Genomic DNA, 19,901 nt, shown 5'->3' on the forward strand with positions numbered 1-19,901 from the left:
AAGCAGAAGCAGAAGCGCGAGCGGGCGCCGGCTCAGCCGAGCAGCGCCCGCACCACCGACCGGTACACGTTGGCCGGGGAGTCCGTCTGGAAGACGGTCTCCCCGGCTTCCGTCTTGCCCACGCGGGCGAAGCCGATCCCCTCGACGCGCACGATCGTCACGGGCTTCGGCTTGCCCGGCCGACGCAGGTACGACACCGTCCACGGCGCGGCCCAGAAGCGCGCGAGCCGCGGGTCCGCCTCGACGAGGGCCTCCGGCAGGTCCGGTGCGTCGGAGCCGCCGGCCAGCCGGCGGCCGAGCAGGTGCCCTGGCAGCGACCCCGTGCGGAACGGGAAGGTCCACGTCGGACCGATGCCGAGCCTCCCGGCCGTCAGCGCGACCGCCCGGTCCGGCGTGACGGACGCGACCACCGCGCCCGCCTCGGCGGTCCCGTCCACGACGGTCTGCGACCAGGCCTGGAGGCGCGACTCGCCTCCGTCGGGCAGGTGCTGTTCCAGCGTGACCGGCTGGGCATCGCCCTGCCACGGTTCGAGCAGTGTCTGGGTCGACTCCGGCAGCGTGCCGAGCCGGCCGACGAAGCCCGCCTCGATGAGTTCGCGGCCCGCCGCGGTGCGGAGGAGCGTCGGGTTCCAGCGGCGTCCGGCGAGGCTCTTGAGCGTGCCGACCGCGTCGGCGCTCAGGCGGGGGCCGTCGAGCTCCGGGCCGGGCACCGGGGCGGGCAGTGGTTCGAGGTCCCGCTCGGGGCGGACCGGGGACGGCTCGGCGGCGCGGACGCTCTCGAGGACCGCGAACACGAGCTCGTCGGTCTCGAGCAGGCGTGCCAGGGGGCGTTCGATCGTCAGGTCGACGCGGTGCCGCCCGGTGACGAAGAGCAGGTGCGCACCTGCGACGTCGCCGTGTTCGTCGGGACGCACGTACTCGACCAGGCGCGCGGGAGCCCCGGCAGCGGTCCAGGTGTCGCAGCCGACGAGCAGCAGCCCTTCGACGGAACCGGGCAGTCTCGCGAGGAGGCCCGTGTTCTCGTCGCCGATCGCGCGGTCGCTGGGTCGGGATCGGACGGTGAGGACGATGTCGTCGCCGGTGACGCGCAGGTCCGCCTGGGCAGAGTCCTCGCGGCGCCACTGGTCGGGGCGGCGGAGGGTGAGGCGGGCGGTGCGGTCCTCGGTGCCGAGCGGGACGGGGACTGCCATGGGTCGAGGCTACGTCGGGTGCGGGGTGCGGAGGGGTGCGGCTCGCCGTGCGCGCGCGGGCGGGTGCGTGCGCTTCGCACGGTGCGGGTCTCGTCGCCGGGTGCGAGGTTGGCGGCTCCGTGCAGCGCAGAAAGCTCGCACCGAGCAACCTCGCTCGCACGGCCTGACCAACCGAGCACCGTGCGGGCGCGGCGACGCGAGACGTGCACGGTGCGTCCGCCGCCAACCGGTGCAGGTCTGACCGCACCGTGCAGCGCAGCAAGCTCGCACCGAGCAACCTCGCTCGCACGGCCTGACCAACCCCGCACCGTGCGGGCGCGACCAACGGCGCACGAACCTCGCACGGTGCGAGGTCAGCGGCGGGGCGAGCGCGGGGCCGGGGGCGGCGGGACGGGCTTCGCGGCGACGACGTCGTCGAGCAGGACATCGACCAGGCCGCGGCGGGTGGCGATCGTCACGGTGTCGGGGGTGCGGGCGACGAGGTCCCCGAGGGCGTCCTGTGCGCCGTCGCCGTGGTGCGCCCGGACCACGAGCCGGTCCCCGATCGCGGCATCGTGCAGCGCGCCGAGCGCACGGGCCCGCGCGATCGCTGCCTGTTCCCCGGTGCTCACCCGCCCAGCGTAGGGGCCGCCTAGAGTGAGGGGATGGCCAAGGCTCGCGTGGACAGCTGGATCTGGGCGGTGCGGATCACCAAGACCCGCTCCGCTGCGACCGCCGCGTGCAAGGCCGGGCACGTCCGGGTGAACGGGGAGCGCGCGAAGCCCGCGCAGCCGATCGGCCCCGGCGACGAGGTCCGGGTGCGGCAGAACGGCTTCGACCGGATCGTCGTCGTCACGGGCATCATCCTGAAGCGGACGAGCGCCCCCGAGGCCGCGAAGCACTTCGAGGACAAGACCCCTCCGCGGCTGTCCAAGGAAGAGGCGGGGTTCGTACCGATGCGCGACCGCGGTGCCGGGCGTCCGAGCAAGCGGGAGCGCCGCGACCTCGAGAAGCTCCGCGGCTACTGACGCCCGTCGCTAGACGAAGCGGACGGTCTGCTGCAGTCGGTCGCGGATCTCGAACACGTCGACCGATCCGGGCGGGGACCACACGCCGTTCAGCACCTGCCCGAGCGCACTGCGGCGGACAACCAGGGCAGTCGGCTTCTTCGGGGAGCCGACGAGCTGCACGTCGACCTCGACGGCGGAGTCCGGCACGACGAGCAGCCGGCCAGTGAACCGCACCCGGGTCTGCTTCTGCACGGCACGGGCGGCGCGGACGAGTTCCTTCACCGGACGCTCGCCGGGCGCCAGGGTCTCCCCGACGATGTCGCCGTGCTCGACCCGGACGGGGGCTCCCCAGTCGATCGACTCCACGGCCCAGAGCCCGCTCGGGGTCAGGACGGCGTGGTCGAGCTTGCCCTCGGACCCGGCGTCGAGGTCGTGCCAGACGGTGACGCCGATGCCCATGTCCGAGACGATCGAGGCGGTGGCCTCTTCGGCGAGCGCTTCGCCGAGCAGCCGTCGGATGTGCCGGGGCGCGGAACGGATGAGGGTGGGGTCGTAGGGGTCCTCGATGGGGTCGCCGAGTCCGACCCATTCGCGTTCTGCCTGCAGGAAGACCTCGCGGGAGCGTCCGCCGGGGTGTCCGTGGGACCGGGCGCGGGGGCGGGTGTCGCGACGGGCTGACGGGGGTGCGTAGGCATCGCGACCGCTGTCGGGCCTCCCGGTCGACGAACCGGACGCACCGGACGCGCCGAACGGACCGGCGCCGCTGCTGCTGAACGATCCGCGGGAGCCGGCGTCGTAGGCGCGGCGTGCTGCGGGCGTGCCGATGCGTTCCCAGGCGAGCTGGACGCGGCGGAAGTGCTGGGCGTCGCCGCCGAGGTCGGGGTGGGATTCGCGGGCGGCGCGCCGGTAGGCGCGGCGGAGCGCGTCGTCGTCGGCGGTCGCGGGGACGCCGAGGACTTCGTACGGGGTGGCGTCGGCCGGGCTGTCGGTCATGGCCCTGCGACATTACCCGAGGCAGGGTACGAGTCCGCCGCGTGGTTGCTGGGGACGGCCTGGAGGCTGGGATGGACTCGAGCCCACCGGCTGCGGTCAGCGGTTGGTCGCCTCCACCACCCCGAACGCGACGGGCGCGTCGAGGAACCGCGCGTACCGGGCGGCGGCCGCCTCGAGCGCGCGCACCGAGGCGACGTCGAGTTCCGCGAAGGGTGTGACGGTGACGGCCACCCCGCTGGCACGCTCAGTCCGCTTCCACGTGCCCACGACCCGCCCGCGCACGACGGCCATCGGCAGGAACATCCCGTTGGCGCCCGGGACGACCCGGTCGGCGTGTGCGGGGTCGAGCTGGGCGGAGCGGTCGGCGTACCCGAGCAGGTACTCGTCGAACCCGGGTAGCAGGTGCCCGGTGGGTGTGCCGCCGGTGGTGGGACGGTCGGCGAGCGCGAGGAGTCCGTCGCCGAGGTCCTCGACGGAGTCGCCGGCGGCGGCTCGGGCACGGCGGAGGTCGCCGAGCGGGAGCTTCGTCCAGCTGGCGGCGTCAGCCTCGGTGGCGGGGCCCCGGCCGCGGAGGTACCCGAGCAGGACCCGGCGGAGTGCTTCGTCGCGGTCGGGGACCTCGGCGAGCGCCGGTGCCCACTCGTCGAGGAGCACGAGTCCCTGGCCGACGCGGGCGGTGGGGCCCCAGGCGACGAGTCCCTCTTGCGAGAGCTGCAGCAGCAGGTGGTAGCCGCGGCCGGCGGTGGGGTCGATGCCGGCGGCGCGGTACTCGTCGAAGAGTTCGTCGCGGACGAGGGCGCGGCCGCCGGACAGTGCGGCGACGGTGGTGTCCCGTGCTCGGGCGAGCAAGTGCTGGTCGATGCCGAGTTCGGTGGCGCGTCGGGCGATGCTGCGCAGGGTCCGTTCGGCGGTCAGGGAGAGCAGGAGCCGGAGGTCGTCGGGGCGCATGGCGTGCAGGGTGCCCCGCATCGGCCAGGAGCGGACGAGCTCGCCGCGGTCGAAGGCGGCGCGGACGTCGTCACGGGTGGCTCCGGGTGTGCGGACCCCGATGGCCCAGAGGACCTGGCCGAGGTCCTGCCCCTGCACGGCGGTCATCCGTTCGACGGCCGCGGTGGGGCTGAGGCCGGGGACGGCGATCCCCTGCGCGGCGAGCCGCAGCGTGCGGAGCTGCGCAGGGGTCGGGGTCACGCGACGGCGGCGGCGATGGCGTCGGCGTGCTGCTCGATGTAGGCGACGTCGGCCCGGTACAGGTCGGCGTGCCCGTGCGCCAGGTCGCTGACGAACTTCGGGTTGCCGGCAGCAGCCTCGGTCTCCATGGTGGTGACCATCGCGACGAGGGACGCGGCCATCGTCTCGGCGAGGACGCTGCGGGAGCGGTCGTCGAGGTCGTAGGCGCGGCAGAACTCGGCTGCGCGGGCGAGCCGGTCGTCGAGGTCCGGGGCGGTCATGCCCTCGACGGCGCCGGTGGTGAACGGGGCGAACCGGTACACGGCACTCGCGACGTCCCAGACCCGGGGGCCGGGGTGTGCGGTGTCGAAGTCGATGAGGCCCACGGCCTGGATGCCGTCGTAGACGCAGTTGTACGGGGCGAAGTCGCCGTGCACGATCGTCTCGACGGGGGTGCGTTCGGCCTGCGACCAGCAGTCGCGTGCCCCGTCACGCGGGAACGTGGTCGCGGCGTCGTGGAAGTGCCGGAGCAGTCGTGCGCTCGTGACGAGGGCGGCTTCGCTCGCGACGTCCTCGGTCCACGGGTACTCCCCCGCGACCCCGGGGACGAACGACACCGTCTCGAGGGTGTCGCCGTGCTCGATCGGTTCCGGCGCCGCGACGAACCCCTGTTCGTGCAGGTGTGCGAGCAGCCGGTGGACGGTCGGTGTCCACGGTCCGGCCGGGCGGTGGACTCGGTCGTCGGCCCTGGTGATCCGCTCCATGGGGAACCTCCTGTGTGTGCGTCTCCGTTGACGTCCGGCCAGCGTATCGACGTGTGCCGCCGCGTGTGACCCGGTGGTGTGAACAACACGTCACGTGACGGCATGCAGCGTTGCATGCAAGGGCGTACGATCGTGCACCGTGGAGCAGCACACGACGACCCAGGCCGCATCCGACCGCGCGTACGACCACGTCAAACGGGCGATCATCCGCGGCGACCTCCCCGGTGGCACCGCGATCAGCGAGAACGCCCTGTGCCAGGAGATCGGGGTGTCCCGCACCCCCGTGCACGAGGCCTTCCTGCGCCTGGCCGCCGAGGACCTGCTCACCCTGGAGTCCCGCAAGGGTGCGGTGGTGCGCCCGATGTCCCCGAACGAGGCGGCGGACGTGCTCGAGATGCGCGAGGCGATCGAGGCCACGGCGGCGACCCGAGTCGTGACCGACGGCCGCGTGGCGGACGTCACCCCGGGCCTCCAGGCCATGCTGGCGGAGCAGGAGCAGGCGGTCGCGACGGGCGACGTCGACCGGTTCATCGAGGTCGACGCGGCGTTCCACGGTGCGGTGATCGGCGCGTCGCGGAACGCGATCGCGGTGCGCTTCGCGCAGACGCTCCGTGACCGGCAGAACCGGCTCCGACACCAGCTGATGCGGGTGCAGCCGTCACAGCTGCAGGCATCGCTCGACGACCACCGAGCCCTCGCGGCAGCCCTGGCAGCAGGCGACTCGGCCCGCTACGCCGAGGTCCTGCACGCCCACGTCGCCTCGCACCGGGGCGCCCTGTGAGCGCGACGGGGAGCATCCCCACCACCGGCTCGCTGTCCGTCCCCTCGGCGCGCGTGATGCCCTGGGTCGCCGTGTGGGGCGCGGTGTTCGTCTGCTCGTGGGGCGGCAACCAGTTCTCGCCCCTGCTGCTCATGTACGAGGGCCGCGAGCACTACTCGTCGGTCGTCGTCAACGTCTTCCTGGGCGTCTACGTGCTCGGGCTCGCGCCGGCGCTGCTCGTCGCCGGGTCGCTGTCCGACCGGCACGGCCGCAAGCCCCTCATGCTCGCCGCCATCGTGTCCGCCGTCGTCGGCAGCGGACTGCTCGCGCTCGGACCGCTCGGCCCCGGGTTCCTGGCGGCCGGACGGCTGTTCTCCGGCATCACCGTCGGCATCGCGATGGCCGTCGGCAACAGCTGGGTCAAGGAGCTGTCACAGGGACGCTTCGACCCCGCCGCCGACGCCGGGTCCGGTGCCCGCCGGGCCTCGCTGGCGTTCACGCTCGGTTCGGCCTCCGGCGCCCTGGTGGCCGGACTCATCGCACAGTGGGGCCCGATCCCCGAGGTGCTGCCCTTCCTGGTCCACATCGTCGTCGCCCTGCCCTTCGCCGTCGTCGTCTGGCGCACCCCCGAGACCAACCGCTCCGGCGGGGTCCCCGGTCCGTGGTGGCGCCAGCTGCGGGTACCGAGCGCCGGGCACCGACGGTTCACCCGCGTGGTGCTCGTCACCGCACCGTGGATCTTCGGCTCGGCGGCGATCGGGTACGGCTACCTGCCGACCCGGCTCACCGGAGCCACCGGCGCGTGGGGCCTGCTGTTCGCCACCGCCGCGACCGTCGTCGCCCTCGGGGTGTCCAGTGCGGTCCAACCCCTCGCGCGGCGCGTGCACTCGCTGACCTCGGCCCGCGGGCTCACGACGGCCCTCGCGTGCATGACGGCCGGCATCGCCGTGGTCGTCGTCGCGATCGAGCTGCAGTCCGTCGTGGTCGGACTCGTCGCGAACGTCGTCATCGGCGTCGGGATCGGGCTCGCCCTGGTGTCGTCACTGCTCGAGGTGCAGCGGATCGCCGGGTCCCGCGACCTGGCCGGACTGACCGGGGTGTTCTACGCGGCGGCGTACGCGGGGTTCCTGGCGCCGGCCGTGATCGCGGCGATCGCGAACGTCGTGGCGCTGCCGGTGGTCCTCTGGGTGATCGTGGGGCTCGGTGTCGTGTCGTGGGGCGCGGTGCTCGTGTCGTCGCGGCGGTACCTGCCGACGGCGTAGGGGCGTAGGGGCGCGGGGGCGCGGGGGCGTGCCGCACCGTGCGCGGTGCGTCAGTCCGTGCGACACAGGCCGCTCGGTGCGAGGTTGATGCGGCGCACGGAGCGATCAAGCCAGCACCGAACGAACGACCTCGCACCGTGCGCCGGACGCCATGCACCGTGCGCCGGACGCCGCGCGCCGTGCGCCGTGCGACCTCGCACCGTGCGCCGACGGCGTACCGCCGCTAGAACTGGTCGCGCAGCCAAGACGGCCCGTGCACCACGGCACCGAGCGCCTCGACGCGGGCACGGAGCTCGCGATCAGCCGTGACGACCACGACGGGACCGTCGCCGGCCTCGACCGCGGCACGAGCGGCGTCCACGATGGCGTCGTCCCCCGAACCCGGCGCTGCGACGACGTCGAGTGCACGGGGCAGTGCACGGGGCAGTGCGCCGTGCAGTGCGCCGTCCGACGACCCGGAGGCACCCCGGGCTTCGCGGGCCTCGCCCTCGAGCACCACGGTCCACCGCGGCCACCAGCGAGCGAACGGCAGCGCCAGCACGTCGGCGGTCACCCCGGACTCGGCGAGCGCCGTCACCGACGACAGCAGGCGTGCAGCGGCTCCCGCCCGGTCCTTCCACCAGCCGTCGGGCACGCTGCCGACGACGTTCGCCGCGTCGACCACGACGTGCGGGGTGGTGGTGAGGGACGCGCGGAGCGCCGGCCACGACCTCCCGAACCCGGGGTGCAGGGGCAGGTCGTCGACCTCGTCGACGGGGATCCAGGACAGGGCGAGGCTCTCGCGGTCCGCGATCACCGGTTCGAACGGCCGAGCGGCACGCCCCACCACGGTCGTGTAGGTCCAGAACCCCAGGTCGAGGAGTGCCGTGTGGCGGAGGTCGACGCCGTCGTGGGGCACACCGGCTTCCTCGGCGGACTCGCGGAGCGCGCCGGTGACGGCCTCCTCGCCCTGGTGGCGTGCGCCCCCGGGGATGCCCCACGTGCCGCCGTGGTGGCTCCACTCGACGCGGTGCTGCAGGAGCACGCGTCCGGCGCCGTCGTCGACGAGCAGGCCTGCGGCGCCGAAGAGTCCCCAGGCCTTGGTGCCGTCGGGACCGACCGCCCAGGCATCGCCGGGGTCGCGGGGGCCCGGTGGCGGTCCGGGAGGGGTGGAGTCAGGCACACACCAACCCTGTCACACGGTGCAGGGCATGTGACCGGAGACGACGGGGCCGGAGACGACGACGCCGGAGACGACGAGCCGTGGCCCGGCGCAGCTGCTCGTGTACGGTGTCGATCGAGACACGGGGTGCCGCAACCAGCGGCTGAGATCACACCCGTCGAACCTGCTCGAGCTCGTACTCGCGAAGGGATCGTCCATGGAAACCGCTGCGCCCTCCCCTGCCTGGGCCCACCGAACCGCCGAACTGCTCGAGGCCGTCCGGGCCCGGAGTCCGTTGGTGCAGTGCATCACGAACACCGTGGTGCAGAACGTCACCGCGAACGTGCTGCTCGCCCTCGGGGCCTCGCCCGCGATGGTCGACGTGGCGACCGAGGCAGGACCGTTCGCCCGGGTCGCCGACGCCCTGCTGGTGAACACCGGCACCCCGCACGCCGAACCCCGGGTCGCGGCGCTCGAGGCCGCGCACGCCGCCCGCGACACCGGTACCCCCTGGGTGCTCGACCCCGTCGCGGTCGGCTCGCTACCGGTGCGCACCGCCCTGGCCCGCGACCTGCTGGCGCTGCACCCGACGGTGCTGCGCGGCAACGCGTCCGAGGTCCTCGCCCTGCTCGGCACGTCGGCCGGTGGCCGCGGTGTCGACAGCACGGTGGGCACCGAGGACGCCCGTGCGGCTGCGGTCGACGCCGTGTCCGGTCAGGCGGCCGGGAGGCTCGTGGCCGCGGTGGCCGTGTCGGGTCCCGTCGACCTGCTGGTCGCTCCGGGCACCGGTGTGGTCCGGGTCGCGAACGGCACCGAGCTGCTGACGCGGATCACCGGGGGCGGGTGCGCCCTCGGCGCGGTCGTCGCCGCGTTCACGTCGGTCGCGCCCGACGACGCCGGTGCGGCCGCCGTCGCGGCGACCGCGGTGCACACGATCGCCGCGGAGCTCGCCGCCCGCGAGGCCGGCGGCCCCGGCACCTTCCAGCCGGTGTTCCTGGACCGGTTGGCGTCGCTCACCCCCGAGGACGTCGTCCGCGAGGCCCGGATCACGGTCGAGGCCGAGCCTGCGTCCCTGGTGGTGCCGGCATGAGCGGGCTGCCGGAGGACTTCGGCGTGTACCTGGTCACCGACGGTGCCCTGGCCGACCGGCACGGTGTCGGTGTGCTCGGGGTGGTCCGCGCCGCGGTGCACGCCGGGGTCCGGATCGTGCAGGTGCGGGACAAGGACGCCTCGGCACGGGACCTGCTGGCACTGACCGCTGCCGTGGCCGACGCCGTGGGCGACCGCGCCGCCGTGGTGGTCGACGACCGGCTCGACGTCGCCCTCGCCGCTCGGCACGCGGGACACCGGGTCGCCGGGGTGCACCTCGGCCAGTCGGACGTCCCCGTGATCGCAGCTCGTGCCCTGCTCGGGCCGGACGCACACGTCGGGTTGACCGCGAACACCCCGGAGCACCTGGCCGTCGTCGCCCGCCTGCCCCGCGGCACCGTGGACCTGCTCGGCGTCGGGGTCGTGCACCCCACGGCGACGAAGGCGGACCACCCGCCGGCCCTCGGCCACGACGGGTTCGCCCGGCTGGCCGCCGCGACCGACGTGCCGTGCGTGGCGATCGGCGGGGTGACCCTCGACGACGTCGTGCCGCTCCGGGATGCCGGTGCCGCGGGAGTCGCGATCGTCTCGGGCATCTGCGCCGCGGCCGACCCCGGATCCGCCGCGGCGGCGTACGTGGCCGCGTGGGGACCTGGAACCGGCCACAGGGCGGAGGCGAGGGGACCCGGTCAGGGTGATCCGGGCCTCCCGGCCGGGGCCTGGTCGTGAGCGTCCCGCGCGTCCTGGCCATCGCCGGGACCGACCCGACGGGCGGCGCCGGACTGCAGGCCGACCTCAAGGCGATCGCCGCGCACGACGGCTACGGCATGGGCGTGGTCACCGCCCTCGTCGCGCAGAACACGCACGGGGTGCGGTCGGTGCACGTGCCGGACGTCGCGTTCCTGCGGGAGCAGCTCGACGCGGTGTCGGACGACGTCACCATCGACGCCGTGAAGATCGGGATGCTCGGCACAGCACCCGTCGTCCGCGTCGTGACGGACTGGTTGCGGGAGCACCGGCCGCCCGTGGTCGTCGTGGACCCGGTGATGGTGGCGACGAGTGGTGACCGGTTGCTCGACGAGGACGCCGCCGCGGCGATGGGGGCGCTGTTCGGGCTGGCCGACCTGGTGACGCCGAACCGAGCCGAGTTGCAGGTGTTGGCGGAGCTGGCCGGGGCTGGGGCTGGTGGTGCTCGTGCTGGTGCCGCTGGTTCTGCGGCTGGTGCGGCGCCTTCGTCGCTGTCGTCGCTCGACGCTGCGCGGCTCGTGGCGTCGACGTGGGACGTGCTCGTGCTGGCGAAGGGCGGGCACGACGAGGGGCCGACCTCCGACGACGTGCTCGTGTCGCCGTCGGGGTCCGCCCGGCGGTTCACCGGTCCCCGCGTCGCGACGGCCAACACGCACGGCACCGGGTGCTCCCTGTCGAGCGCCATCGCGACGCTCGCCGCCCGGCACGGGGACTGGGAACTCGCGGTCGGGGTGGCGAAGCCCTGGCTGACGGCGGCTCTGCGCGGAGCCGATGCCCTGGAGGTCGGGTCCGGCAACGGGCCGATCGACCACGGCGCCGTGATCCGCGCGTTGCTGCCCGAGGTCCGGTTCACCGACGTGTGGTGGTCCGACGTCGACTCCGTGCTGCAGGCCACGATCGAGTGCGGGTTCCTGGTCGGGCTGCGCGACGGGACGCTCGACGCGGACGTCTTCGCCGGGTACCTCGCGCAGGACGTGCACTACCTGCGGGCCTACGAGCAGCACCTGGCGGCGTTGGCGGCGAGCGCTGCGGGCGCTGGTGGCGCTGGTGGCGCTGGTGGCGCTGGTGCTGCTGCTGGCCCTGCGGCTGCCGGCGCTGGTCGTGGTCCTGTGGCTGCCGCCTTCTGGACGGCGGCGTCCGAGGGGTGCGCCGCCGAGGCCCGCGACCTGCACCACCGACGCCTCGCCGGCACCCACGCCGACGATCCCGTCCACCCGACGTGCGCCGGGTACCTCGCACACCTGCAGGAGGCGGCGGACTCCGGGTCGGCGGCCGTGCTCGCCGCGGCAGTGCTCCCCTGCTTCCGGGTCTACGCGTGGGTGGGGGCGCAGCTCGGCGCGGCGCCGGACGGGCACGCGTTCGCGGACTGGATCACGGCGTACGGCGACCCGGGCTTCGCGGCGTCGAGTGCCGAGGCGACCCGTCTGGTCGAGGAGATGGCGGCGGCCGCGACCCCGTCCGAGCGGGGGCGGATGGCGCGCGCGTTCCGCCGCTCGACCGAGTGGGAGCTGGCGTTCTTCGCGATGCCGCTGGCCGTTCCGGGTGCCGGCGCTGGTGCCGGGGTCATTGCCGCGGAAGCGTCACTTCTACGCTGACGACCGCCGACCACCCCGCGAAAGCGACAGATGTCCGCCGATGTTCCGCGGGGATCTGTCGCTTTCGCGAACGGGCCAGTTCGCGCGGCCTCAGCGGGCCGGCGGCGGCAAGCGCACCAGCTCGACGGCCAGTTCGGCGCCGGTCACGGTGCCGCGCATCCACGTGAAGTCCGGCTGCCGACGGCGATCGGTCGGCGAGCCGGGGTTGAGCAGTCGCAGCCCGGACGGTGCGACGGTGTCCCACGGGATGTGCGAGTGCCCGAAGACGAGCACGTCGACGTCCGGGTACTCGGCGGCCATCCGGCGCTCCCGGCCCGTCGCGGCACCGGTCTCGTGCACGAGCGCGAACCGCAGGTCCTCGACCGCGAAGTGCGCGACGAGCGGCAGCCGGTCGTCGAACTCGGGGCCGTCGTTGTTGCCGCGCACACCCTCGAACCGGTGGGATCGGGCCTGCACGGCGTCGAGGGTGGCGAGGTCGACCCAGTCCCCCGCGTGCACCACCAGGTCGGCGGCGTCGACGTCCGCCCAGAGCGCCGCGGGCAGGTCCTTCGCCCGCTTCGGCAGGTGCGTGTCGGAGAGCAGGACGAACGACGTGGTCACGTCGAGGATCGTCCGGGCATCGGCAGCCCGGCCTCGTCCGAGGCACCGAGCCGTTCGAGCAGTCCGGCGAGCAGGGCGATGTCGTCGTCGGACCAGCCGGCGAGCCGTTCCTCCAGCGCATCCCGGTGCAGCTGCACGGAGCGTTCGAGCGCGGTGCGACCGGCGTCCGTCGCCACGAGGGGCTTCGCGTTGCCGGTACCGCCGTCGGTCGTCTCGATCAGCTTCGTGGCGAGGAGCCCGGACAGCTGGCGCGAGATCGTCGAGCGGTTCAGGCGCAGGTACCGGGCGATGTCGATGGCCATGCAGCCGGGGTGCTGCACCACGAAGTCGACGAGGGACTGGTCGACCACGCTCAGTGCCTGGTCGGACCCGCGGGCACGGATGCTCGCACGTCGGGTGATCCGGGCGAGCTCGGTGTACGCCCGGCCGATCTCGCTGTTCCGGATCCCGGAGCTCGGGTGGTCCATCGTGGCTCCAGCCTTTCGGTGCCGGCGCCGGCCGGCGGTCTTCTGTGCCGACACCATACCGGTCGGTACGCGAGATTCGGGCTCAGTGACCTGCAGCTGCGGCCCGGAGCGCGGGGATGTCGAGCTTCTGCATCGTCATCATCGCCTGGAAGACACGGGCGTTCGCCTCGGGGTCGCCCGACCCGGTCATGAGCTCACCCATCATCGACGGGGTCACCTGCCACGCGACACCCCAGCGGTCGAACAACCAGCCGCACATGCTCGGCTTCCCGCCGTCGGCGAGCAGGGCGTCCCAGATGCGGTCGAGTTCGTCCTGCGTGTCGACGTCGACCTGGAACGAGACGGCATCGGTGTGCGGGTGTCCGGGGCCGCCGTTCATCGCCCGGTACGGCTGCCCGAGCAAGGTGAACTCGACGACCAGGGTCGCGCCGTCCGGGGTCTTCGCCACGCTGTCGATCGAACTACCGGGGAACAGGTCGACGTAGTACCGGGCGGCCTGCTCGGCTTGGTCGTCGTACCAGAGGAAGGGGGTGATGGTGGGCATGGGGCGCTCTTCTCGCGTCGGCTCAGTCCGCGGCACTGCGGATGAGCAGGTCTGACTTCTCGGGGTGCTCGTCGAACCACTTGCCGACGAACCAGCACATCGGCACGACCCGCTTCGTCGAGTTCGTCTCGACGTCGGCGACCGCGTACTCGACGAGCTCGGCCGCGTAGCCGTGCCCGCGGTGCTTCGGCACCGTGTACGTGTGCGGGAACGCGATCGCGTCGCCGTTCTCGCGGTAGTCGAGCACGCTCACGAGCTCGCCGCCGACGTACATCGCGTAGCGGTCCTGGTCGGTCTCGTCGCGGAACTCGTGGTCCACGCCGCCATCATGCTCCGCCCGGGGCGCACGTGCCCCACCGGGAATGCTCGTGGCCGCCGAGCGTTGGATGGACACCATGACAACGATCGGCATCATCGGCGCAGGCAACATCGGATCCCAACTGGCACGGCTCGCGGTACAGCACGGCCACCAGGTCGTGATCGCGAACTCCCGCGGCCCCGAGACCCTGGCCGGCCTGGTGGCCGAACTCGGCGACCAGGCCCGTGCGGTCACCCGTGACGAAGCCGCCGCCGCCGGCGAGGTCGTCGTCGTGACGGTGCCGCTCGCCGCAATCGAGACGATCCCGGCGGAGCCGCTCGTCGGCAAAGTCGTCATCGACACGAACAACTACTACTGGGAGCGCGACGGCCACATCCCTGCGCTCGACGACGAGTCGACGACGACGGCCGAGCTGCTGCAGGACCACCTGCCCGGCGCCCGGGTCGTCAAGGCGTTCAACCACATCGGCGCCGCGGACCTCACCGGCCACGCCAGCCCGGCCCGTACCCCGGACCGTCGCGCCCTCGTGATCGCGGGCGACGACGCCGAGGCGAAGCAGGTCACCGCGGACCTCATCGACGAGTTCGGCTTCGACGTCGTCGACGCCGGACCCCTCGCCGAGGGCTGGCGCATCCAGCGGGACACCCCCGGCTACGGCCCGCGCCTGACCGCCGACCAGCTGCGCGACGCACTGCAGGCAGCCACCCGCTGACGCGCGCGGTTTCGCGCTGAGCGACACATCACGAGCTGCGGAGCCCGCGAACTGTCGTCCAGCGCGAAACCCGGCGCCGACGGCCCGCCTACGCCCGGTCGAAGATGACCGTCATGTCGGCGATGTCGTCCTCGGTCGGCTCCCACGTGGTGCCGGCCTCGACGTTCTGCGTGATCTGCTCCGGCTTCGTCGCCCCCGCGATGACGCTCGACAGCCCCGGCTGCGCGAGCAACCACGCGAAGGTCGCCTGCAGCATCGTGACACCGCGGTGGTCGCAGAAGCGCTGGTAGTCGTCGAGCACGTCCCACGGGGCGTCCTCGAGCAGCTGCGGCTTCGACGTCGACAGACGCCCGTCGGCCGGACCCCCGGCCTTCGTGTACTTGCCGGTCAGCAGCCCGTTGTACAGCGGGAAGAACGGCAGGAACCCGAGGGCGTAGGCGCGGACGGCCGGCAGCACCTCGGCCTCGGCGGCACGGGCGAGCGGGCTGTACTCGTTCTGCGCGGACACGAACGCCGTGGTGCCGGCGATCGACGCGGTCAACTCGGCCTCGGCGATCTGCCACCCCGCGAAGTTCGAGTGCCCGATGTAGCGGATCTTGCCCTCGCGGACCAGGTCGTCGAGGACCGACAGCGTCTCCTCGATCGGGGTCACGTCGTCGGGACGGTGCATCTGGTACAGGTCGATCCAGTCCGTGCCGAGGCGACGGAGCGACGACTCGACGGCCAACCGGACGTACCGTCGCGACCCCCGCACACCCCAGTCCGGGCCGTTCGCGCCCTGCATGTCCATGCCGAACTTCGTCGCGAGCACGATCTCGTCACGCCGCCCCGCGATCGACCGGCCGAGCATCTCCTCGGACATGCCGGGCCGGCCGCCGTAGATGTCGGCCGTGTCGAAGAGCGTGACCCCGGCGTCGAGTGCCGCCCGCACGACGGCGTCGGTGCCCTCCTGCGACTCGGAGGCGGTCCCCGGCCGCCCGAAGTTGTTGCAGCCGAGGCCGACGGTGGAGACGACGAGCCCCGAGGGGCCCAGTGGACGGTGTTCGATTCCGGTCATGCCCCGAACGTACCGGCGACCCCGGAACTGGGGCTGCGACATCCGCGACCGTTGCCGCTAGAACTGACGATGGATCAGTCGACGAAGGGAGCACCGCAGTGGCGTCGCATCGCATGCAGGATTCGGAACGGCCGCGCCGTCCCGTCCCGTCCTGGGTGACCGCACCGGTCGTCGAACCGGCCGCGTCCGCCGGGCGGGTCGCGTCCGACTCCGCAGCGAGCACCGGCCAGGAGGCCCGTCCCACCCCCGCCACGTCGCGCGCCGCCCACGGTGCACCGGCTCCCACCGCCGTGCTCGGCTCCGCCCCGCAGCCGACGGCCACGCTCGACCCGACGGCAGCGCCGACGCCGGAGCCTGCGTCCATCGCCACCCTGGTCGAGGACGACGTCACGGTCCCCGACTACCCGCCGCAGCAGGACCTCCTGCCGCCGGCCCCCACATCACCGACTGTGCACACCGTGCCGTTCGACACCGCCGCCGTGGCCTCCGCACCGACCCCGGTCTCACCGATCGACGCCGCTCCCCGCACCGCGCCGGCCCCCGCACCGTCGCCCGTGCCCTCCGCCGGACAGCCCCGGTTCTCCGTGCCCGGCCTGGAGCACGTCGTCGTCGAGGGCACCGAGCCCGAACCCGTCGGTCCGATCGGCTTCCGCACGCCCCGCCGCTTCGCCCACCAGCAGGCCGCCGCCACCGCCGTGACCCCGGCACCGACCCCGGCGTCCGCCCACGTGCGCTCCTTCGACGCGGTCCTGCAGGCGCCGGAGTCCGCGGCTGCACCCGCGGCCACGAACGCCACCGTGCCCACGAACGCCACCGTGCCCTCGACCGCACCCGTGGCGGAGGCGAGTGCGTCCGTCGGGGCCGAGCCGGGCCTCCCGACCGAACTGCTCGACCAGCCCGTGGCCGCAGCCGCCGAGCCGGAGCCGCGCCGCGCACTCGGTGCGACGCCCGGGGCGGTCCTGGGCGCCGTGGCGGGCATCGCGACGCTCGGACTCGCGGCCTGGTGGTTCACCGCGCCGGCGACCGTGCACGGTGTCGGCGTCGTGCTCGGACTCCTCGCGCTGGTGGTGTCGCTCGTGACGCTCCGCGACCGCGCGGCGACGTGGCAGCGGCCGGTCGCGCTGCTCGGCGCCGTGCTCGGTGGCGTCGGAACGCTCGTGCTGCTGTGGGCCGTCGCGTCGGCGCTGCTGCCGCTCGCCGGGGTGACGCTGCCCGACCTGACCGGGACCGGGACGACCCCGACCCTCGCGCCGTAGCGGGCTCGGTCTCCGGTTCGGCCCCTCGGCTGGCGGTCAGACGGCGCGGACGACCCCGCGCGACAGGATCGCGTTCGTCAGGGCGTCGATCGGCTCGCGCTGCACCGTCGGGTTGGCGATGAGGACGTAGTCGACCGCCGGCAGATCCGGCAACCCGAGCCGCTGCGACACCTTCACCAGGTCCGCAGGGATGAGCGAGTGCGGGAACACCGCCACGCCGATCCCCGCCCGCACCGCCGCCAGCACGCCGTTCACGTCGCGGGTGTTGCAGGTGATCCGCCAGGTGCGGCCCGCTGCCTCGAGGGCGTCGATCGCCATCTGCCGGCTGATGCTCGGCGCCTGGTACGCGATGAGCGGCACGGGCTCGTCGCGTTCGACCGCGATGCCGTCCTGCGCCATCCACACCATCTGGTCGGTCGCGACCCGGGTCCCCTCGGCGGACTCCCCCGCGGTCTGCTTGATGAACACCAGGTCGAGCTGCCCGGCGTGCACCCGGCGCAGGAGCGGTGACGACTGGTTCACCGTCAGCTCGAGGTTCACCTGCGGGTGCAGCCGCCGGAAGTCCCGGAGGATGCGCGGCAACTGCGTGATCGCGAGGTCGTCGGCCGCACCGAACCGGAGGCGCCCACGGGTCGCCGACCCCGAGAAGTACGCATCCGCGGTGGCGTGGGCCGCGAGGATCGTCCGGGCGAAGCCGGCCATCGCGTCGCCGTTGTCCGTGAGGGTGACGCCACGGGTGTCGCGGGCGACGAGCGTGCGGGACACCGCGGTCTCGAGCCGCCGGACGTGCTGGGAGACGGTGGGCTGGCTGATGCCGAGGCGGGCTCCGGCCTGCGTGAAGCTCTGCGTCTCGGCGACGGCCAGGAAGGTCTGCAGCAGGACCGGATCGAGCACGGGCACCTCGTTCGTTCGCGCGGTCGTTCGCGCGGTCATTCGACATCGCAATGGATTGATAGCCACCATAGGGGTGTCGAATGGCCCGCGGCCACGTAGTTTCGTTGGGGTACCAGATCCGCAACGACGTCCGGAGAACCCCTCACCGTGAGTGCGTCATCGACGACCCTCCCCCCGCCCACCGAACCACTCCCGATCCAGGCCACCCGCCCGCCCTGGCGGCACACCCTCATCGCCCTGTCCGTGCCGAACTTCCGGCTGTTCACGGCCACCAACCTCGTCGCGATGACCGCCGGGTGGATGCAGCGCATCGCCCAGGACTGGCTCGTCCTGCAGCTGACCGGCTCGGTCGCGCAGGTCGGCATCACCGTCGCCTGCCAGTTCGCGCCGATGCTGCTGTTCGGGCTGCTCGGCGGCGTGCTCGTCGACCGGTTCTCGAAGCGCGCGCTGATGATGATCACGCAGGGCGCCTTCGCGGTGCTGTCCGCACTGCTCGCCGTGCTGACGCTCGCCGGTGTGGTCGAGGCCTGGCACATCTGGGTGATCGCGTTCCTGGTCGGCATGGTCACCGTGATCGACAACCCGGCTCGCCAGGTGTTCGTCACCGAGATCGTCGGACACCAGCACCTCCGCAACGCGATCAGCGTGAACTCGTCGGTGTTCCAGCTCGGCGGCATGATCGGCCCGGCGCTGTCCGGCGCGCTGCTCGTCGCCGTCGGGGCCGGGTGGTCGTTCGGCGTGAACGCGATCGCCTGCGTCGCCGTCGTCGTGACGCTCGGGTTCCTGAAGGTGTCGGAGCTGCACCGGACGCCCCCGGCGCCCCGCGGCAAGGGACAGCTGATCGAGGGGCTCCGCTACGCCGTGAACAAGCCGACGATCATCGTGCCGGTGATCCTCGTCGCGTTCTTCTCGGTGTTCGCCCTGACGATGCCCGTGCTGCTGTCGGCCTTCGCGTCACAGGTGTACGACGTCGGCGCCGCCGGGTACGGCGTGTTCAACTCGGCCGTGGCGATCGGTGCGCTCGTCGGCGCCCTGCTCTCCACGCGGCGGGCGGTCGTGCGGCTCCGGACCATCGTCGGCGGGGTGTTCTGGACCGGGGTGCTGCTCGTGGTCTCCGGGTCCATCCCCGTGATCGCGCCGTTCACCGTGGCGCTCGTCGCCGTCGGGATGTCGCAGCTGTTGTTCCAGACCGCGTCGAACTCGCTCGTGCAGCTGTCGTCGAACGTGGCGATCCGCGGCCGGGTGATGTCGCTCTACGTGCTCGTGCTGCTCGGCGGCCAGGCGATCGGCGGGCCGCTGATGGGCCAGGTCGTCGACCACTTCGGGGCGCACGTCGGGATGATGGTCGCCGGTGGGGTGCCCGCGGCGGCCGCTGCCGTGATCGCGCTCGTCCTCGCCCGCCGAGGTGGCCTGCACCTCGCCGTGCGCATGCGCCACCACGTGCCGCTGCCGGCCATCGTCGCCCACTGAGCGGGGCGGTGGACGCACCGGCGCGCCGACCGGGAGGCGCGTGGCGGCGTCGCCACGGGCCTCCCGTCCGCCGCGCGCCAAGGCGTTGCGCCCTGTTGCGGGCGTCGCGCCCCGACACACAGGGGCGCAATGCCCGCAACAGGGCGCGGACGCGGTCCCGGACGGACGGGAGGCACGGGGCGGCCCCGCCACGCGCCTCCCGTCCGGTGAGCGGTTGCCTCAGTAAGCCACGCCGAAACGGGCCTGGTGGTGCGCCGGGTTCGCGATCTCGTCGACGAAGGCCAGGCCGAAGTCGTCGCCGGAGATGTCCGAGTTGCCCTCGGAGTCGGTCAGCAGGACCTCGTCGGTCGTGCGGTACGTGCCACGACGCTCGCCCGGGTTGTAGCTGCCGTAGCCGGCGGCCGGGCTGACGTAGAACCAGTCGACGTCGGTGTCCGAGGCACGGAGCGCGTCGAGGATCTGCGCGTGGCTCTTCGCCTCGCCCTTGAACGCGTCCGGGAACTCGGCCGAGTCGAACAGGCGCGGTCCACCGTCGGCGACGAGCAGCGAACCGGCGCCGCCCACGATGCCGAGACGCGCACCGGCGCTGGCCGCAGCGTCGACGAAGTGCTGGAACTCGTCCTTGAGCTCACTGCCGTCGGCCTGGACCGCGTGCAGTGCGACGACGATGACGTCGGCGTCCTTCGTGACCTCGGCCACGAAGTCGGCGTCGAAGGCATCGCCCTGCGCCAGGGTCAGGCCCTCGGCGGCGTCGAGCTTGCTCGTGTCGCGCGCGACGGCGGTGACGGCGATGCCACGGGAGAGGGCTTCGCTGGTGATGGCGGAGCCGGCGTAGCCGGTGCCTCCGAAGACGACGATGCTGGTCATGCTGTTCCTTTCGTGGGG

Annotated in this window: 22 protein-coding genes and 1 riboswitch; of the genes, 9 read left to right on the forward strand and 13 right to left on the reverse strand. The window is 73.3% G+C overall.

From position 1 onward, the window contains the following. Positions 1-32: 32 nt before the first annotated feature. Both EDF31_RS11995 and EDF31_RS12000 read right to left on the reverse strand, forming a co-directional pair. The gene (locus EDF31_RS11995) at positions 33-1,190 is read right to left on the reverse strand and encodes a hypothetical protein (RefSeq protein WP_131846270.1); all 1,158 of its coding nucleotides are present in this window, start codon (positions 1,188-1,190) and stop codon (positions 33-35) included. 353 nt (positions 1,191-1,543) lie between these two features. Next, positions 1,544-1,801: a hypothetical protein gene (locus EDF31_RS12000; protein ID WP_243650012.1), complete on the reverse strand. Its 258-nt coding sequence runs from the start codon at positions 1,799-1,801 to the stop codon at positions 1,544-1,546. Between the two features lie 33 nt (positions 1,802-1,834). Here EDF31_RS12000 and EDF31_RS12005 point away from each other — a divergent pair, with 33 nt between their 5' ends. After that, positions 1,835-2,197 (forward strand): RNA-binding S4 domain-containing protein, encoded by a 363-nt coding sequence (locus EDF31_RS12005; protein WP_123292446.1) that lies wholly within the window; start codon positions 1,835-1,837, stop codon positions 2,195-2,197. A gap of 9 nt (positions 2,198-2,206) precedes the next feature. Here the strand turns inward: EDF31_RS12005 and EDF31_RS12010 are convergent, their stop codons facing one another. The 3 genes from EDF31_RS12010 to EDF31_RS12020 form a co-directional block, all read right to left on the reverse strand. After that, a complete protein-coding gene (locus EDF31_RS12010; RefSeq protein WP_131846271.1) occupies positions 2,207-3,172 on the reverse strand; it encodes a DnaJ domain-containing protein in 966 nt (321 codons plus the stop codon). A 96-nt stretch (positions 3,173-3,268) separates the two neighbouring features. Continuing rightward, positions 3,269-4,360 carry a winged helix DNA-binding domain-containing protein gene (locus EDF31_RS12015; protein ID WP_131846272.1) on the reverse strand — a complete coding sequence of 364 codons (1,092 nt, stop codon included), beginning with the start codon at positions 4,358-4,360 and terminating at the stop codon, positions 3,269-3,271. Next, entirely contained in the window at positions 4,357-5,103 is a 747-nt protein-coding gene (locus tag EDF31_RS12020; RefSeq protein ID WP_123292443.1) for an aminoglycoside phosphotransferase family protein, read from the reverse strand. The genes EDF31_RS12015 and EDF31_RS12020 overlap by 4 nt, the downstream gene beginning before the upstream one ends. A gap of 139 nt (positions 5,104-5,242) precedes the next feature. Here EDF31_RS12020 and EDF31_RS12025 point away from each other — a divergent pair, with 139 nt between their 5' ends. After that, on the forward strand, positions 5,243-5,884 hold the full coding sequence (locus EDF31_RS12025) for a GntR family transcriptional regulator (RefSeq protein WP_123292442.1): 642 nt from the start codon (positions 5,243-5,245) through the stop codon (positions 5,882-5,884). After that, positions 5,881-7,125 (forward strand): MFS transporter, encoded by a 1,245-nt coding sequence (locus EDF31_RS12030; protein WP_207896187.1) that lies wholly within the window; start codon positions 5,881-5,883, stop codon positions 7,123-7,125. The genes EDF31_RS12025 and EDF31_RS12030 overlap by 4 nt, the downstream gene beginning before the upstream one ends. A 223-nt stretch (positions 7,126-7,348) precedes the next feature. Here EDF31_RS12030 and EDF31_RS12035 read toward each other — a convergent pair whose 3' ends face one another. Next, the gene (locus EDF31_RS12035; protein ID WP_131846273.1) at positions 7,349-8,287 is read right to left on the reverse strand and encodes an NUDIX hydrolase; all 939 of its coding nucleotides are present in this window, start codon (positions 8,285-8,287) and stop codon (positions 7,349-7,351) included. Between the two features lie 112 nt (positions 8,288-8,399). Next, positions 8,400-8,495: riboswitch (TPP riboswitch) on the forward strand. Between EDF31_RS12035 and thiM the strand changes: the two genes are divergently transcribed. The 3 genes from thiM to EDF31_RS12050 all read left to right on the forward strand — a co-directional run bounded on the left by thiM (position 8,484) and on the right by EDF31_RS12050 (position 11,697). Then, positions 8,484-9,356 carry a hydroxyethylthiazole kinase gene (thiM, locus tag EDF31_RS12040; protein ID WP_207896186.1) on the forward strand — a complete coding sequence of 291 codons (873 nt, stop codon included), beginning with the start codon at positions 8,484-8,486 and terminating at the stop codon, positions 9,354-9,356. (Overlaps the previous riboswitch by 12 nt.) Continuing rightward, entirely contained in the window at positions 9,353-10,084 is a 732-nt protein-coding gene (gene thiE, locus EDF31_RS12045; protein ID WP_131846274.1) for a thiamine phosphate synthase, read from the forward strand. Before thiM ends, thiE begins: the two co-directional genes overlap by 4 nt. Continuing rightward, positions 10,081-11,697 carry a bifunctional hydroxymethylpyrimidine kinase/phosphomethylpyrimidine kinase gene (locus EDF31_RS12050; RefSeq protein ID WP_243650014.1) on the forward strand — a complete coding sequence of 539 codons (1,617 nt, stop codon included), beginning with the start codon at positions 10,081-10,083 and terminating at the stop codon, positions 11,695-11,697. Before thiE ends, EDF31_RS12050 begins: the two co-directional genes overlap by 4 nt. A 90-nt stretch (positions 11,698-11,787) precedes the next feature. Here the strand turns inward: EDF31_RS12050 and EDF31_RS12055 are convergent, their stop codons facing one another. The 4 genes from EDF31_RS12055 to EDF31_RS12070 form a co-directional block, all read right to left on the reverse strand. Then, on the reverse strand, positions 11,788-12,297 hold the full coding sequence (locus EDF31_RS12055; RefSeq protein ID WP_131846276.1) for a YfcE family phosphodiesterase: 510 nt from the start codon (positions 12,295-12,297) through the stop codon (positions 11,788-11,790). After that, positions 12,294-12,764 carry a MarR family winged helix-turn-helix transcriptional regulator gene (locus EDF31_RS12060; protein WP_123939187.1) on the reverse strand — a complete coding sequence of 157 codons (471 nt, stop codon included), beginning with the start codon at positions 12,762-12,764 and terminating at the stop codon, positions 12,294-12,296. Before EDF31_RS12060 ends, EDF31_RS12055 begins: the two co-directional genes overlap by 4 nt. A gap of 82 nt (positions 12,765-12,846) precedes the next feature. Further along, entirely contained in the window at positions 12,847-13,308 is a 462-nt protein-coding gene (locus EDF31_RS12065; RefSeq protein WP_123292436.1) for a VOC family protein, read from the reverse strand. Positions 13,309-13,330: 22 nt separating this feature from the next. After that, complete coding sequence (locus EDF31_RS12070) at positions 13,331-13,627, reverse strand: GNAT family N-acetyltransferase (RefSeq protein WP_111087034.1); 297 nt, start codon at positions 13,625-13,627, stop codon at positions 13,331-13,333. Positions 13,628-13,703: 76 nt separating this feature from the next. Here EDF31_RS12070 and EDF31_RS12075 point away from each other — a divergent pair, with 76 nt between their 5' ends. Then, a complete protein-coding gene (locus tag EDF31_RS12075) occupies positions 13,704-14,339 on the forward strand; it encodes an NAD(P)-binding domain-containing protein (protein ID WP_131846277.1) in 636 nt (211 codons plus the stop codon). Between the two features lie 88 nt (positions 14,340-14,427). Here the strand turns inward: EDF31_RS12075 and EDF31_RS12080 are convergent, their stop codons facing one another. Beyond that, on the reverse strand, positions 14,428-15,396 hold the full coding sequence (locus EDF31_RS12080; protein ID WP_131846278.1) for an aldo/keto reductase: 969 nt from the start codon (positions 15,394-15,396) through the stop codon (positions 14,428-14,430). 155 nt (positions 15,397-15,551) lie between these two features. On the opposite strand from EDF31_RS12080, the gene EDF31_RS12085 reads away from it, so the two are divergent. After that, positions 15,552-16,652: a hypothetical protein gene (locus EDF31_RS12085; protein ID WP_131973741.1), complete on the forward strand. Its 1,101-nt coding sequence runs from the start codon at positions 15,552-15,554 to the stop codon at positions 16,650-16,652. Between the two features lie 36 nt (positions 16,653-16,688). On the opposite strand, the gene EDF31_RS12090 is transcribed toward EDF31_RS12085, so the two are convergent. Further along, positions 16,689-17,546, reverse strand: a complete 858-nt coding sequence (locus EDF31_RS12090; RefSeq protein WP_123292823.1) for a LysR substrate-binding domain-containing protein — start codon at positions 17,544-17,546, stop codon at positions 16,689-16,691. 147 nt (positions 17,547-17,693) lie between these two features. On the opposite strand from EDF31_RS12090, the gene EDF31_RS12095 reads away from it, so the two are divergent. Further along, positions 17,694-19,016 carry an MFS transporter gene (locus EDF31_RS12095; protein WP_123292432.1) on the forward strand — a complete coding sequence of 441 codons (1,323 nt, stop codon included), beginning with the start codon at positions 17,694-17,696 and terminating at the stop codon, positions 19,014-19,016. A 219-nt stretch (positions 19,017-19,235) separates the two neighbouring features. Here the strand turns inward: EDF31_RS12095 and EDF31_RS12100 are convergent, their stop codons facing one another. Further along, positions 19,236-19,883, reverse strand: coding sequence for an NAD(P)H-binding protein (locus tag EDF31_RS12100; protein ID WP_131846280.1), 648 nt, complete (start codon positions 19,881-19,883; stop codon positions 19,236-19,238). Between the last annotated feature and the right edge of the window lie 18 nt (positions 19,884-19,901).

The organism is Curtobacterium sp. PhB142 (genome assembly GCF_004341255.1).
Lineage (GTDB): Bacteria > Actinomycetota > Actinomycetes > Actinomycetales > Microbacteriaceae > Curtobacterium.